The following is a 14,199-nucleotide window of genomic DNA, read 5'->3' as shown; positions in this document are numbered from 1 at the left end:
CGATCAGGCCTCCGCCGGTTCTGTGTTCTGGATGAATTCGGGGAATGGGTCCGGCCCCCACAGGAACATGCTATCCTCCGGCGCATGATTGGCGGCCGGCCAGTCGACATCATGCGGGATGAAATCGATATCGGCCGAATATTCGCTGAAACTGCCCCACGGATCGCGCACATAATAGAAATAATTGGCGCCCAGCACATGCTGGCCGACGCCCCAATTGGGACCATAGCCCGCCCGCGCCATGGTCGCGCCGCCCAACCCCACTTCCATCACAGACCCGACGTCCCAGCTATTGTGATGCATGCCCCGCCGATCGGAAAGGACGAGGGCAAGCAGGTGATGGTCGCTGCCATGGACGCCATGCAGGAAGGCGACGGCCGGTTCGCTCTTGTCCGACAGGCGCAGGCCCAGCGTTTTTTCATAGAAATCGATCGCGGCATTCACGTCGGTCGTGAAGATCGCGAAATGCGAAAGGCGGCGGGGGTGGACCTTCGGCGCCTTGCTGTTGGGAATGGCGCCGGATTGGCCGGGCGCCGCGCTGGTGAAGGTGAAATGGCTTTTTTCCGATGGCGTCGCCTTGTCGGCGGCGCGGACATTGGTGGGCAGGCCATCAAAGCCCGCGAACCAGATGCCGCCGGTTTCGGCGCCTTTGGGCGCGTCGATGCGGGTGACGCCGCAACTGTCGAGATGGGCGGCGAACGCTTCCATCTCATCGGGATAGATGCCGAAGCTCAGATAGCGCAGGCGCTTGGTGTCGCCGCTCTGGCTCAGCACGCCCCAACGATGCGGATTGCCGGCTGCATATAATTCCAGCGTGCCATTTCTGTCCCGGACTTCAAGCCCGAAGAGCGTGTAGAATGTCCGCGCTGCCTCCAGATCGGGCACTTCGACCGCGAAATGATCGATGGAATGGACGCCCAAAACATTGGCGCGGCGTCCCGACGGGCTTTTCTGGTTCATCCTTCCCTCCTTGGCTGGCCGGGCGCCGACATGGGACGGCACCCGGCCTTTCGTTCAGGCTGCTTTGATGGGGTTCACAAGCAGGCCGATCTTCTCGATTTCCACTTCGCACACATCGCCATCCTTCATGAACAGCGGAGGATTGCGGGCAAGACCGATGCCCGACGGCGTTCCCATCACCAGAACGTCGCCCGCCTCCAGCGTGAAGCAGGTGGAGAGCAGGGCGACCGTGTCGACCACGTCGAACACCATGTCGGAGGTGTTCGCGCTCTGCACCACCTGACCGTTCAGGCGGGTTTCGATCTTGAGACCGGCGCCGCCCGCCGGCAGTTCATCGGCCGTGACCAGCCAGGGGCCGAAGGCGCCGGTATCGTCGAAATTCTTGCCGACCGTCCACTGCGGCGTCTTGAGCTGATAGTCGCGGACAGAACCGTCGTTGAACACCGAATAGGCGACGATATGCGACAGCGCGTCGTCCTTGCTGATATTCTTCCCGCCCTTGCCGACGACCGCGACCATTTCCGCTTCATAATCGAGCTGATCGGAGCAGGCCGGCTTGATGATCGGCGCGCCATGTCCGATGAGGCTCGAATTGAATCGGCCAAACACGGTCGGAAATTCCGGCACGTCAAAGCCGCCTTCGGCCGCGTGATCCTTGTAATTGAGACCCAGGCAGAGAATTTTCGGCGCCTTGACCAGCGGCGGTAGGAAGATGAGGTCTTCCACCTTCACATCTTCGCCCTCGCCGCTGACTTTGGCGCCAGCGTCCGTCAGGGCACTGCCGCCGCTGGCGATCAGCGCGTCCAGATCATAGAGCGCAGCGTCACCGAACAGCGCCTTGACGCCCGCGCCCGTGTCCACTGCCAGACCCACCGCGCCATTCCTTGTCACCTTGGCCAACCGCATATTCAAACCTCCTGAGAATCTTTTTCAAACCGCTGAGCCGATGGCATGGGTCATGGTGAAATATATTTCAAGTTACAAAATACATTCAATCGAATTGCCACAGGTAGCGAAGCTGATATAGTTCATTCGATGACGAAGAAGCTGAGCCTGACCGAACGCGCCTACCGGCAGTTGCGCGACGATCTTCTGACCTGCCGGCTGGTGCCCGGCGCGAAGATCAACATCAAGGATATCACCGAAACCCAGGGCTTCAGCCTTGGGGCTGTTCGTGAAGCCCTGTCCCGGCTGACGTCCGAAGGCTTTGTGACGCAGGACGATGCCCGGGGATTCCGGGTGACGCCGATATCGATCAGCGATCTGACCGATCTGGTCAGGGTCCGCAGCGACATTGAGGGACAATGCCTCAGGCGCGCCATCGAGAAAGGTGGCCTGGACTGGGAAACTTCCATCGTCAGCGCGGCCCATAGGCTGAGCAAGACCCCGACGCGCGACCCGCAGGAGGCGGCCCGTCTGAACGAAGATTATGCCGACGCGCATGCGGCCTTTCACCACGCCCTGGTCGCTGCGTGCGACAGTCCATGGCTGCTCAAAATGCGCGACTGGCTCTATGCCCAGTCGGAACGTTACCGCTATCTCACCGTGCCTCTGGCCCATCGTGACCGGGACCTGGTTCACGAACATGCGCAGATCGTCGACGCGGCGCTTGCGCGGGACGCCGACCGCGCCGTGGCGCTGCTGACGGACCATCTGATGGCTACCGCGCGGATGCTTATCGACCCGCAAAATGGCCAGAGCGGAACCCATGCCGAACTGGCTGTCGTCGCGGATCAGGCCCTTTGATCCCATTTCAGCTCTGCCTGTTCTGACCGGTCCCACCGCCGCTGGCAGGCATCAGCATATTGCTCATGCCGCCATCGACCAGCAGGTCGACGCCGCTGATATGGCCAGCATGAGGGCCGATCAGAAACAGGATCGCCTGAGCGACATCCTCGGCCACGCCTAATTTGCGCAGGGGGATATTGGCTTCCCGCTGGTCGCGCCGCGACTGGTCCTTATATCCCGCAGCGGTCATCGGCGTGTAAGTGGGGCCGGGCGACACCGTATTGCACCGGATGCCGTCCGGACCCCATTCGATGCTGAGCTGACGGATCATCATCAGCAGCGCGGCTTTGCTGGAGGAATAGAAGCCGAGCGCGGGCGTGGGCTGGGTGGCCGACATGGATGCAGTCGCGACGAAGGCGCCCCTGCTTTCTTTGAGATGCGGATGGGCAGCCTTTCCCAGCAGCCAGGACGAGCGGGTGTTGATGGCGAAGATGCGGTCGAAATCGCTGATCGGCAGTTCGGCCAGTGCGCCGCCCATGATGACGCCAGCATTGCTGATGACGGCGTCGATCCCGTCCATATGGGTGAGCGCGGCAGCCACGATCCTGTCGCCGCAATCCGGTTCGGCGAGATCGACCACGCAGGTCGCAGCGGCGGGGCCGACCGCATCGGCCACGACCTGCAGATTGGCCGCATCGCGATCCGCGAGCAGCATCTGATGTTCGCCCGGTATCACGGACCCGGCCGCCAGCAGTTCGGCGCAGGCCCTGCCGATGCCGCTTGCAGCACCCGTAATGATCACCCGCATGTCACTCTCCCTACATAGATCCATGGCGTCGATGCGCAGTGTTTCAGTCCTTCAGGCCCAGTTCGTCCATCAACGCACCGCGCAGTTTGAACTTTTGGATCTTCGATGCCGACATCGGCCATTCGTCGATGAAACGTATATGGCGCGGGACCTTGAAGGAAGCGAGGCGCTGGCGGGTATAGGTGATGAGTTCCTCCGCCTCGACTTCGACATCGCCTTCGCGTTCGACATAGGCGGCGGGGATTTCCGCCAGCCGCTCGTCCGGCAGCCCGACCACCTGCGCCAGACGGACCGCCGGATGGGTCGCCAGCACCGCCTCGACTTCGGCCGCGGCAACATTTTCCCCGCCCACTTTCAACATATCCTTGAACCGGCCGTGGAACATGACATGGCCATGTTCGTCGATCGAGCCGATGTCGGCGCTGTGATACCAGCCGTCGGCGTCCAGCGCCTGCGCCGTCTTTTCAGGATCCTTGTAATAGCCGTCGAACAGATTGTAGCCGCGAATGAGAATTTCGCCGCGCTCGTCCACGCCCTTTTCCTCGCCGGTCTCGGGATCGACGATCTTCATCTCTATACCGGCCAGGGGGAAGCCGAGCTTCCTGAAGCCCATTTCCGGGTCCATCGTATAGCCGCCGGTGGTGACGATGCCGGCCGCCTCGGTCATGCCCATGGTCCCGACCTGAAGCATGTTGGGCGCCTTCTCCCGATAGGCCTGACCCACGCGATCCGGCATGAAGGCGAAGCAGCTGTTTTGCAGGCGCACCGACGACATGTCGGTCCTGGTCCAATCGGGATGGGTGATCATGGCCTGATGGAAGGTGACGAAGGGCAGGAACATCATCGTCACGCCTTCTTCCTCGATCTGCCTGAGACTCTCTCCGGCATCGAAATGCGGCTGGCCGATGAACGTGCCCCCCACGTCGATCGCGCCGAGCATGCACAGCATCGCGGCGATATGGAACAGCGGCAGCGGCGACCAGGCGCGCTCGTCGGGCTGGAAGGACCAGCGATAGCGGGCGAGATTCGATGCCTCCCGGGTGACGGCCTCGTGGCTGAGCAGGCACCCCTTGGGATTGGCCGAGGTGCCCGACGTATAAAGGATCATCGCGGTATCGCGGACTCTGACGGTCAGGCGGGAGGCGTGGATATCGGCCTCGTCCACCTGTTGCACCGCCGCGTCGAAGGTTGCCTGATCGATGAAGCCGGGGACCGAACGCCCGCCCAGCATGACGATCCGCCTGAGCAGAGGCGCGCCGGCGAGCGTCAGGGCGGCAGGGTCGGTGGCATCGGGCAGGTCGGGGAAGGCCTCCACCAGCCGGTGGCCGAAATCGATATGCTCGCTGACCATGTCATTGGTGATGATCGCGGCCAGATCGGCATTTTCCGCGACATAGGCCATTTCGGGCGCCTTGTAGCGCGCGTTCATCAGCACGGAGACGGCGCCGCACATCGCATTGGCGAACAGCGTTTCGACAAATTCGATGCTCGACGGCAGCAGGATGCCGACATGGTCGCCGCGCTGGATGCCGAGCGCCTTCAGCCCGCGCGCGCGTCTTAGGACGCTTTGTACGACATCGTCATATGTCTTGCGTTCCCCCGGAAAAACCAATGCTTCCTTGTCGGGCGCCTTGTCCCATCCTTTGAGAAGCAGATCGCCCAGGGTGGTTGCAGAGATACGGAATGGGGCGCAATCTTCGCCTTGTGTGACCACGGATGTCCGCTCCTAAAAATGCCGGTCAGCTGTCGATGACGATCAGATTGCAGCCATCGCTCCTGTCTGCGCCTTTCGTTGGATAGGTGCAGCTTTGTCTTCCGGCTCCAAGAGCAGGTGCAGAGATTTTTGCATCACTGGTCGGGAATTCACGATGGAAGCCTATGTCTACGATCATGTACGGACGCCCCGCGGCAAGGGCCGCCCTGATGGCGCGCTGCATGAGATCACCTCGGTCGAAATGGCGACGCAGCTGTTGAAGGCGCTTCAGAGCCGCAACGATCTCGACACCGGGCTGCTCGACGATGTGATCATCGGCATGGCCCAGCCGGTCGGCGAGCAGGGCGGGGTGCTGGCCCGCGCGGCGGTGTTGCAGGCAGGCTATGCCCAGACCGTCGCGGGGCAGCAGATCCATCGCTTCTGTGCAACCGGTCTCGATGCGGTCAGCCTGATCGCGGCGCAGGTGCATTCCGGCATGATCCAGGCGGGTATCGGCGGCGGCGTCGAGTCGATGAGCCGCACTGTCATGGGCTATGACTCGGGAGCGTGGACGTCCGATCCGTCGGTTGCCTTCAGCAATTATTATGCGCCCCAGGGCATCGGCGCGGACCTGATCGCGACGCTCGATGGCTACACGCGCGAGGATGTCGACAATTTCGCCGTCGAGAGCCAGCGCAAGGCCGCCCATGCGTGGGAAAACGGCTTTTTCAAAAACTCGATCGTGCCGGTCAAGGATGTGCTGGGCGAAGTCGTGCTCGACCATGACGAGCATATGCGCCCCGGCACCACGGTGGAAAGCCTTGCCAAGCTCAAGCCCGCCTTCGAAGGGTTCGGCAAGGCCGGGTTCGAGGCGGTGGCGAAGGCCAAATATCCCGAAATCGAAGATCTGAACTATGTCCACCATGGCGGCAACAGCTCGGGCATCGTCGACGGCGCGGGCCTGGTTCTCGTCGGGTCGAAGGAATTTGGGGAAAAGGCTGGGCTCAAGCCGCGTGGTCGCATCCGTTCCTACGCCAATATCGGGTCGGAGCCGACGATCATGCTGACGGCGCCGGGGGCGGTGTCGCGCAAGGCGCTCAAGGCGGCCGGCATGACCGAGAAGGACATCGACCTGTGGGAGCTGAATGAAGCCTTCGCCAGTGTCGTCATGCGCTTCCAGCGGGAACTGAACGTCCCCGACGACAAGATCAACGTCAATGGCGGTGCAATCGCGATGGGCCATCCGCTGGGCGCGACCGGCGCCATGATTCTGGGCACCGTGCTGGACGAGCTGGAGCGGCGGAACGCGGAAACCGGCCTCATCACCCTGTGCGCGGCCAACGGCCTCGGCACGGCTGCCATCATCGAGCGCGTCTGAGCGCGCACACCAAACTATAGAGCGGGACATCCCATGAAGACTATGCGACTGGAAAAGGCCGAGGACGGCTTTGCGATCCTGACCCTCGACGCCGAAGGCTCGATGAACGTCGTCAACGATGCTTTCATCGCCGACATGGAAGCGGCGACCAAGCAGATTGCCGAGGACGACAGCATCAAGGGCGTCATCCTGACGTCCGGCAAGAAGACGTTCATGGCCGGTGCGGACCTCAAGCAACTGGTGAACGGGTTCGGCACGCTGACGCCGCAGGAAGCCTATGCCTTTTCAAAGCGCGCGACCGACATGCACCGCGCCATCGAGCAATCAGGCAAGCCCTGGGTGGCGGCGATCAACGGCCTGGCGCTGGGCGGTGGGTTCGAGCTGGCGTTGGCTTGCCACCGCCGCATCCTGGTGGATGATGCCAAGGCGCAGGTCGGCCTGCCCGAAGTCAATGTCGGCCTGCTGCCCGGATCGGGCGGTACGGTGCGGCTCGGCATCATCGCGGGCATGAAGACCGCGCTCGACCTGCTGCTGTCGGGGCGCTCGGTCGGTCCGCAGGAAGCGCTCAAGCTCAAGATCGTGGATGAGATTGTCCCCGCCGACAGGCTGATCGACACGGCCAAGAGCTGGCTCGCCACCAGCCCGGATCCGGTCAAGCCCTGGGACGTAAAGGGTTGGACGCCGCCGCAGAAAAAGGGCCTAACTGTGCCCGAGGATTCGGCCGCCTACATGATGTACACGGGAGGTCTCGCTAAGGTCGGCTACAACCAGCCTGCGCCCGCCGCGATCCTGAACTCGGTGTTCCACGGCATGCAACTGCCCTTCGACAAGGCGCTCGCGGTCGAAGGCAAATATTTCGCCAAGCTGCTGACCGATCCGGTCGCACGCAACATCATCCGCACCACTTTCATTTCGAAGCAGGCGGCCGAAAAGGGCGCGCGTCGCCCTGAAGGCTTCCCCAAGTTCGAAGCCAGGAAGATTGGCGTGCTGGGCGCGGGCATGATGGGGGCGGGCATCGCGTTCGTGTCTGCCAATGCGGGCATCGAGGTTGTGCTGATCGACCGCGACGTCCCGACGGCGCAGAAGGGCAAGGATTATTCGGCCAAGGTGCTGGGCAAGCTGGTCGAAAAGGGCAAGCTGACGCAGGACAAGGCGGACGCCGTTCTCGCCCGCATCACCCCGACCGACGACTTCGCGCTGCTCGATGGCTGTGACATGGTGGTCGAAGCCGTGTTCGAGGATACGGCGATCAAGGCCGAAACCACGAAGAAGGCTGAAGCGGTGCTGCCGACGCAGGCTATTTTCGCCTCGAACACCTCGACCCTGCCGATCTCGCAGCTCGCCCAGGCGTCGCGCAGCCCGGACCAGTTCATCGGTCTGCACTTCTTCTCGCCGGTCGACCGCATGGGTCTGGTCGAGGTCATCATGGGCAAGCAGACCAGCAAGGAAACGCTGGCCAAGGGCCTCGACTTCATCGCGCAGCTGCGCAAGACGCCGATCGTCGTTAATGACAGCCGCGGCTTCTACACGAGCCGCGTCTTCCAGATGCTGATCCACGAAGGCGCTGCCATGCTGGCGGAGGGCGTGCCGCCGGCGGTGATCGAGAATGCCGCCAAGGCGGTCGGAATGCCGGTCGGCCCGCTGGCGCTGCTGGACGAACTCACGCTCGATCTGCCGCTCAAGATCGTGGATCAGGCCATTGCCGAGGAAGGCGACAAATATACGCCGCCGGCGGGCGTCCCCGTGATGCGCCGTATGAAGGACGAAATCGGTCGGTCGGGGCGCAAGACCGGCGGTGCCTTCTACGACTATCCCGAGGGCGGCAAGAAGCATCTCTGGAAGGGGCTGGCCGAACATTTCCCGGCCAAGGACGGCTGGGATATCGAGGAACTCAAGACACGCTATCTCTATGCCCAGGCAATGGAAACGGCGCGCTGTCTTGAGGAAAATGTACTGGAGACGCCGCAGGACGCTGATCTGGGCGCCATTTATGGTTGGGGTTTCCCGAGCTGGACCGGCGGCACGATCAGCTACATCGACACGGTGGGGATCGAAGCCTTCGTCAAGGAAGCCGACCGTCTCGCCCAGCTTTATGGCCCCCGCTTCCTGCCGTCGGCATGGCTGCGCGACAAGGCGGCGAAAGCCGAACCCTTTTATGCGTCCGCCAAGGGCGCGACGGCCAAGGAGCCGATCCCGGCATGAGACGCCTGATTTTCGAGCCGGAACATGAGCAGTTCCGTGACAGCGTCATCAAGTTCATGAGCGCCGAAGTCGGCGCCCATGCCGAACGCTTCCGTGAACAGGGCATGGTCGACCGGGAACTGTTCCTGAAGGCCGGCGAGCAGGGCCTGCTCTGCACCTGGGCGGATGAAAAATATGGCGGGGCGGGGATCGACGATTTCCGCTTCGAACAGATCATCATCGAGGAGAATATGCGCCATGGCGACATAGGCTTCTACATCAATCTCCATAATGATCTGGTCGCGCCCTATATCGCCAAGCTCGGTACCGAGGAGCAGAAGGACCGCTGGATGCCCGGCATCGTCAGCGGCGAGAAGATCCTCGCCGTCGCGATGACCGAGCCTTCGACCGGCAGCGATCTTGCCGGCATGCGTTCGAGCGCGATCGACAAGGGCCATCATTGGCTGCTCAATGGCGCGAAGACCTATATCTCCAACGGCATCCTCAGCGATCTGGTGATTGTGGCCGCGCGGACCGACCCGAACAGCCGTCACGGCCTCGGCCTCTTCGTCGTCGAGCGCGGCATGGAAGGGTTCGAGCGCGGCCGCAAGCTCGCCAAAATGGGCATGAAGGCGCAGGACACCGCGGAGCTTTTCTTCAACGACGTCAAGGTGCCCAAGGAGAATGTGCTGGGCGATCCGACGCAGGGCTTCAAATATCTGGCGCGCTTCCTTGCGCAGGAACGGCTGGTCGCCGCGATCGGATTCATGGCGACAGCGCAGACCGCCTTCGACATCACGCTCGACTATATAAAGGAGCGCAAGGCGTTCGGAAAGCCGATCGGCGCCTTCCAGAACAACCGGTTCAAGATGGCGACGATGCGGGCCGAACTGGACGCAATCCAGACCTATGTCGACCAGTGTGTGCTGCTGCTCAATGCCGGGGAGCTGACGGCGGAGGACGCATCTTCGGCCAAGCTGCTGGCGAGCGAACTGGAAGGCCGGGTGATGGACGAGTGTGTTCAGCTGCACGGCGGCGCGGGCTATATGGAGGAATATCGCATTTCCCGCATGTATACCGACGCACGCATCAGTCGCATTTTTGCCGGCACTTCGGAAATCATGCGCGAAATCATCGGTCGTGGGCTGGGGCTTGACGAGCGCAAGCTGTCCTGACGGCTGAACCGGGGATAAGTCGGATGCTGAACGTCGAACAATTGCGCCGTTTCCGGGTGCCCGAAGCACAGGATGTCTGCGATCCGCGCGGGGCGATCCTCTATGCGCTGGGGGTCGGCGCGGGGCTCGGAGCCATAGCCGAGCAGCATCTGATCTTCGAGCGTGATCTGGCCGTGTTGCCGACCATGGCGCTGGTTCTGGGGACACCCGGATTCTGGCCCATGGCGCCGGAACTTGGCTGGGACTGGCCGCGCATTCTGCATGGCGAGCAGACGCTGAAACTGTTTCGTCCACTCGAACTGGGGCAACTGGTCAATGGCCGGATCGAGATTATCGGTCTCGCAGACAAGGGGGTGGGCAAGCCCGCGCTTGTGCGGGCGAAACGCGTGCTCACCACGCCCACCGACCGGCTGATCGCCGAAATGGAGGAAGTGTGGGTCTTGCGGGATGCAGGTGGTTTTGGCGGCGCGCGCGATCTTGACGGGTCGGAGCCGGTCATCATGCCGGAGCGGCCAGCGGACGCGTTCCTCGACCTGCCGACGGCGTCCAATCAGGCAATGCTGTATCGCCTGACCGGCGATCGCAATCCTCTGCATATTGATCAGGGCACGGCGCAGGCGGCCGGTTTCGATCGGCCGATATTGCATGGGCTTGCCACCATGGGGCTGGTCGGCCGCGCATTGACCCATCTGTGCTGTGACGGCGATCCGGCTTCATTGACCGAAATGCGGGTCCGGTTTACCGCGCCGGTCTGGCCGGGGGAAACGGTCCGGACGGAGGTCTGGCGCCACGGCGACGAAATATCGTTCCGGGCGAGCGTGCCCGACAGGAACAGGATTGTGATCGATGGCGGACATGCGCGCATCGGTGGTTTCAAGGAAGAACGGGACGCATTGAAGTGAAGATATTGGACGGTAAGATTGCACTGGTTTCCGGCTCTGGGCGTGGCATTGGCAAGGCCATTGCGCTGAAACTTGCAAGCGCCGGGGCTCATGTCGTGGTGAACGACCTGGACGAGGATGTGGCGAAGGCAACGGCAAGCGAAATCGAAAGCCTGGGGGTCCGCACCGTGGTGTGCGTGGGCGATGTGACGGAAGCCGATTTCGGCGACAAATTTGTTGGAACGGCGATCGCGCATTTCGGAACGATCGACATCATCGTGAACAATGCGGGATATGCGTGGGATTCCGTGCTTCAGAAGACGAGCGACGAGCAGTGGATGGCCATGCTCGACGTGCATCTCAATGCCCCATTCCGCATTTTGCGCGCCGCGCAGCCGGTGATCGCCGCCGCGGCGAAGAACGAGATTGCGGAGCACGGCCGGGCCAAGCGCCGGACGGTCATCAATATATCCTCTGTCGCCGGGCTTGGCGGCAATGCCGGGCAGTCGGGCTATGCGGCGGGCAAGGCGGGGATTGTCGGCCTCACCAAGACGGTGATGAAGGAATGGGGGCGGTACAATGTCACCGTCAATGCCGTGGCTTTCGGCGCCATCATGACCCGCATGACCGCCGGCGAGGCGGGCAGCTCGACCATCAACGTCAAGGGCCGGGACATCAAGGCCGGCGTCAGCGACGAAATATTGGAAGCCATGGAAAAGGGCATCCCGCTGGGCCGTGCCGGAACACCGGAAGAAGCGGCCGGGGCCGTTTACCTGCTGTGCCTGCCCGAAGCGGATTATATCACGGGCGAGGTGATTGTCGCGGGCGGGGGCTGGAAACTCTGAGTGGAAGCGGGGCGGGCCCTTGCGCCCGCCCTTGTTCAGGCGGGCCAACTCGGCGTTCGGCCCTGCATGCCTTCGAAGATGGGACGCATCGGATCGGGCACTGATCCCGCCCCGATGCCGGTGCCAAAATTGATGCCCCGTCGCTCATATATCCGCCATCCCTCGGCCGTGCGCCGCAGCCTGTCCTCATAGCCGCCCACCGCCAGAAGGTCTGTCGGGCGCAGGGGATCGGCGCCGGGGATCGCGAACCACTGCCAGGCCATGACGCGGCTGGCCGCGCGCGCTTGGTCGCCCTGCAGTTCGATCACCAGATTGGTGATATTATGCGAACAGCCCATCAGTGCGCCCTGATAGCCCATGCACTGGGCATGGATGGCTTCTCGCCCCACGGATCGCGCGCTGCCGAAGTCGATCGAGCCGTCCTGCGTGAATATTTCTTCCGCGATGCGATGATATTGCATCGAATCGACCAGATGGGCGTAGCGGTAGATGCATTCCTCGATCGCGAGGCGATCCGCCAGCACGGGGAGGTCGATCGTCATGGCAAATACCCTTCTTTACCGACCGCGAGGGTGGTCGTGATCTTTGGTTCCTTTCAACCGCAGCCGACCACCCCGCCGTCGACCGGAATCTGGGCGCCGGTGACATAGGCGCCCGCGCGCGAACACAGGAAAATGACGATGCCGGCAATATCGTCCGGCGAACCCAGACGTTTGAGCGGAATATGCGCCAGCAGGGCAGGGTCGACATGGTCCTCATCCCGCAGATGCGCCGTCATCTTGGTCGGGAAGAAGCCGGGAATGACCGCATTGACGGTGATGTTGCGTTCCGCCAGATCGCCGGCCAGATCGCGTGTCATCATATGGACCGCGGCCTTGCTCGCGGCATAGCTGTACGCGCTGAGCCGCTCGGGCTTCATGCCTGCGACCGAACCGATGTTGATCACCCGCGCCGGATCGCCCGGCGCCCCGGCAGCGCCGAGTTCCGGCAGCAGTTCCCGGATCATGGTGAAGGGCGTCTGGACATTCACGGCCATCACGCCGGGCCAGGCCTTGTCGGGGAAGCTGTCGATCGGCCCGCCCCAGGTCTTGCCCGCATTATTGACTAATATGTGGCACGCGCCGACCGCATCGCGATAACGGGCGACGAGATCGACCGCCGCCTCGGGTGTCGACAGGTCGGCGGGGAGGGGGATGCACGGTCCCAGCGCCGCCATTTCCCGGGCGGCCTCTTCGCAAATGTCGGCCTTGCGCGATGTGATCGCGACCGTCGCCCCGGCCCGCAGCAGACCTTCGGCGATCATGCGGCCCAGCCCCTGCGCGCCGCCGGTGACCAGCGCTTTCTTGCCGCTCAGGCTGAACAGATCGCTCACATCGTCACCACGACTTTGCCGAACTTATGCTGGTCGCGCAGGTGCAAAAGCGCTTCCTTCGCCTGCGCGAGCGGATAGGTCGCCTCGATCACCGGCTTGATTTCATGGCTCCCGGCAAAGGCCAGCATGTCCTTGAAGTCCTGCGGGTCGCCGACCTGACTGCCGACGATGCTGGCGCTTTTCAGGAAGATGTCGGTGGCGTTGAACTTGATCTCATTGCCGGCGGTCGAACCATAGATGACGATGCGCGCGCCCGGATTGATGGCGCGGACATAATTGGCGAAGCTGGGCGAGGGCGCGCCGTCCAGCACCACATCAATGCCGCCGGTCAGCTTGCCGACCTGCTTGCGCCAGTCGGGATCGGTGTAGAGCAGGCCGCCCTTGGCCCCCATCGCAACGGCCCGATCGATCACGTCCTGATTTTCGCCGGTGACATAGACATTGGCGCCCTTGGCGACGGCGAAGGCAAGGCCGAATGTCGCAACGCCGCCGCCCACGCCGCTGATGAGCAGGGTTTCCCCTGCCTCCAGCCGGCCCTTGAACATCAGCGCGCGCCAGGAGGTCAGCGCCGTCAAGGGCATGGCCCCGGCTTCCTCGAAGCTCATGAAGGCGGGCTTGGGCGCCAGATTGTCGACCGGCACGCAGATATATTCCGCGATCGTGCCGGCAAAGGGCATGCCGAGCAGGCCGAAATCGGCGGCCGGGGCATGGCGGTTCGGCCCCCAGTTGCGCGCGGGATACAGAACGACCTCATCGCCTTCGCTGACGCCGGTCACGCCCTCACCGATCATGTCGACGACGCCCGCGCCATCGCAGCCCAGCGTGATCGGCACGGTCATGCCGGGATATTGGCCGTGCGTGATGAACAGTTCGCGATGGTTGATCGACGCCGCCCGCAGTGCGACGCGCACCTCTCCCGGACCGGGCACCGGCGTTTCGACTTCCGCCACCGCAACGGATTCAGGGCCGTCGGTCCGTTCGAGATAAAGGGCCTTCATGGTCAACCTTTCCTAATATCCTGCCTGGCGCCGCAAGCTGCGTGGTAACAACCCTTGCGTGACGGCCCCGGCTTTTCCGTTCCGAAGCTGGACATTTTTCCGGCTGATTGGGAACCTATCTGTGGATAGGAAAAAGGGATTGCGTTTATAGATTCATCGCTCAGAATATATTTCACACAA

At 62.8% G+C, this 14,199-nt stretch carries 13 protein-coding genes; 6 read left to right on the top strand and 7 right to left on the bottom strand.

Going from position 1 to position 14,199, the window contains the following annotated elements:
* Nucleotides 1-3: 3 nt before the first annotated feature.
* Entirely contained in the window at nt 4-960 is a 957-nt protein-coding gene (locus VVT58_RS20310) for a VOC family protein (protein ID WP_066563000.1), read from the bottom strand.
* Nucleotides 961-1,014: 54 nt separating this feature from the next.
* The gene (locus VVT58_RS20305; protein WP_066562999.1) at nt 1,015-1,866 is read right to left on the bottom strand and encodes a fumarylacetoacetate hydrolase family protein; all 852 of its coding nucleotides are present in this window, start codon (nt 1,864-1,866) and stop codon (nt 1,015-1,017) included.
* A gap of 129 nt (nt 1,867-1,995) precedes the next feature.
* On the opposite strand from VVT58_RS20305, the gene VVT58_RS20300 reads away from it, so the two are divergent.
* Nucleotides 1,996-2,706: a GntR family transcriptional regulator gene (locus VVT58_RS20300; RefSeq protein ID WP_102999845.1), complete on the top strand. Its 711-nt coding sequence runs from the start codon at nt 1,996-1,998 to the stop codon at nt 2,704-2,706.
* A gap of 7 nt (nt 2,707-2,713) precedes the next feature.
* Here the strand turns inward: VVT58_RS20300 and VVT58_RS20295 are convergent, their stop codons facing one another.
* The gene (locus tag VVT58_RS20295; protein WP_102999846.1) at nt 2,714-3,496 is read right to left on the bottom strand and encodes an SDR family NAD(P)-dependent oxidoreductase; all 783 of its coding nucleotides are present in this window, start codon (nt 3,494-3,496) and stop codon (nt 2,714-2,716) included.
* Nucleotides 3,497-3,539: 43 nt separating this feature from the next.
* Nucleotides 3,540-5,210 carry a class I adenylate-forming enzyme family protein gene (locus VVT58_RS20290; RefSeq protein ID WP_066562994.1) on the bottom strand — a complete coding sequence of 557 codons (1,671 nt, stop codon included), beginning with the start codon at nt 5,208-5,210 and terminating at the stop codon, nt 3,540-3,542.
* A gap of 154 nt (nt 5,211-5,364) precedes the next feature.
* On the opposite strand from VVT58_RS20290, the gene VVT58_RS20285 reads away from it, so the two are divergent.
* From VVT58_RS20285 to VVT58_RS20265, 5 genes are read left to right on the top strand one after another with little or no spacing between them, the layout of a single operon-like run.
* Nucleotides 5,365-6,567, top strand: a complete 1,203-nt coding sequence (locus tag VVT58_RS20285) for an acetyl-CoA C-acetyltransferase (protein ID WP_066562992.1) — start codon at nt 5,365-5,367, stop codon at nt 6,565-6,567.
* A 42-nt stretch (nt 6,568-6,609) separates the two neighbouring features.
* On the top strand, nt 6,610-8,769 hold the full coding sequence (locus tag VVT58_RS20280; RefSeq protein ID WP_102999847.1) for a 3-hydroxyacyl-CoA dehydrogenase NAD-binding domain-containing protein: 2,160 nt from the start codon (nt 6,610-6,612) through the stop codon (nt 8,767-8,769).
* Nucleotides 8,766-9,923, top strand: coding sequence for an acyl-CoA dehydrogenase family protein (locus VVT58_RS20275; RefSeq protein WP_102999848.1), 1,158 nt, complete (start codon nt 8,766-8,768; stop codon nt 9,921-9,923). The genes VVT58_RS20280 and VVT58_RS20275 overlap by 4 nt, the downstream gene beginning before the upstream one ends.
* 23 nt (nt 9,924-9,946) lie before the next feature.
* Entirely contained in the window at nt 9,947-10,825 is an 879-nt protein-coding gene (locus VVT58_RS20270) for a MaoC family dehydratase (RefSeq protein WP_102999849.1), read from the top strand.
* Nucleotides 10,822-11,649: an SDR family NAD(P)-dependent oxidoreductase gene (locus tag VVT58_RS20265; RefSeq protein WP_066562988.1), complete on the top strand. Its 828-nt coding sequence runs from the start codon at nt 10,822-10,824 to the stop codon at nt 11,647-11,649. Before VVT58_RS20270 ends, VVT58_RS20265 begins: the two co-directional genes overlap by 4 nt.
* A 35-nt stretch (nt 11,650-11,684) precedes the next feature.
* Here the strand turns inward: VVT58_RS20265 and VVT58_RS20260 are convergent, their stop codons facing one another.
* The 3 genes from VVT58_RS20260 to VVT58_RS20250 are packed head-to-tail and all read right to left on the bottom strand — an operon-like array spanning nt 11,685 to nt 14,019.
* On the bottom strand, nt 11,685-12,191 hold the full coding sequence (locus tag VVT58_RS20260; protein WP_102999850.1) for a nuclear transport factor 2 family protein: 507 nt from the start codon (nt 12,189-12,191) through the stop codon (nt 11,685-11,687).
* Between the two features lie 53 nt (nt 12,192-12,244).
* Nucleotides 12,245-13,021, bottom strand: a complete 777-nt coding sequence (locus VVT58_RS20255) for an SDR family oxidoreductase (protein WP_102999851.1) — start codon at nt 13,019-13,021, stop codon at nt 12,245-12,247.
* Nucleotides 13,018-14,019: a zinc-binding dehydrogenase gene (locus VVT58_RS20250; protein WP_327754010.1), complete on the bottom strand. Its 1,002-nt coding sequence runs from the start codon at nt 14,017-14,019 to the stop codon at nt 13,018-13,020. The genes VVT58_RS20255 and VVT58_RS20250 overlap by 4 nt, the downstream gene beginning before the upstream one ends.
* Nucleotides 14,020-14,199: the final 180 nt, after the last annotated feature.

Origin of the sequence: Sphingobium sp. SJ10-10, from assembly GCF_036038995.2 — a bacterium.
Classification (GTDB): domain Bacteria; phylum Pseudomonadota; class Alphaproteobacteria; order Sphingomonadales; family Sphingomonadaceae; genus Sphingobium.
Note: the sequence above shows the minus strand (reverse complement) of the source record. Positions and strands in the feature narration are given on the sequence as shown.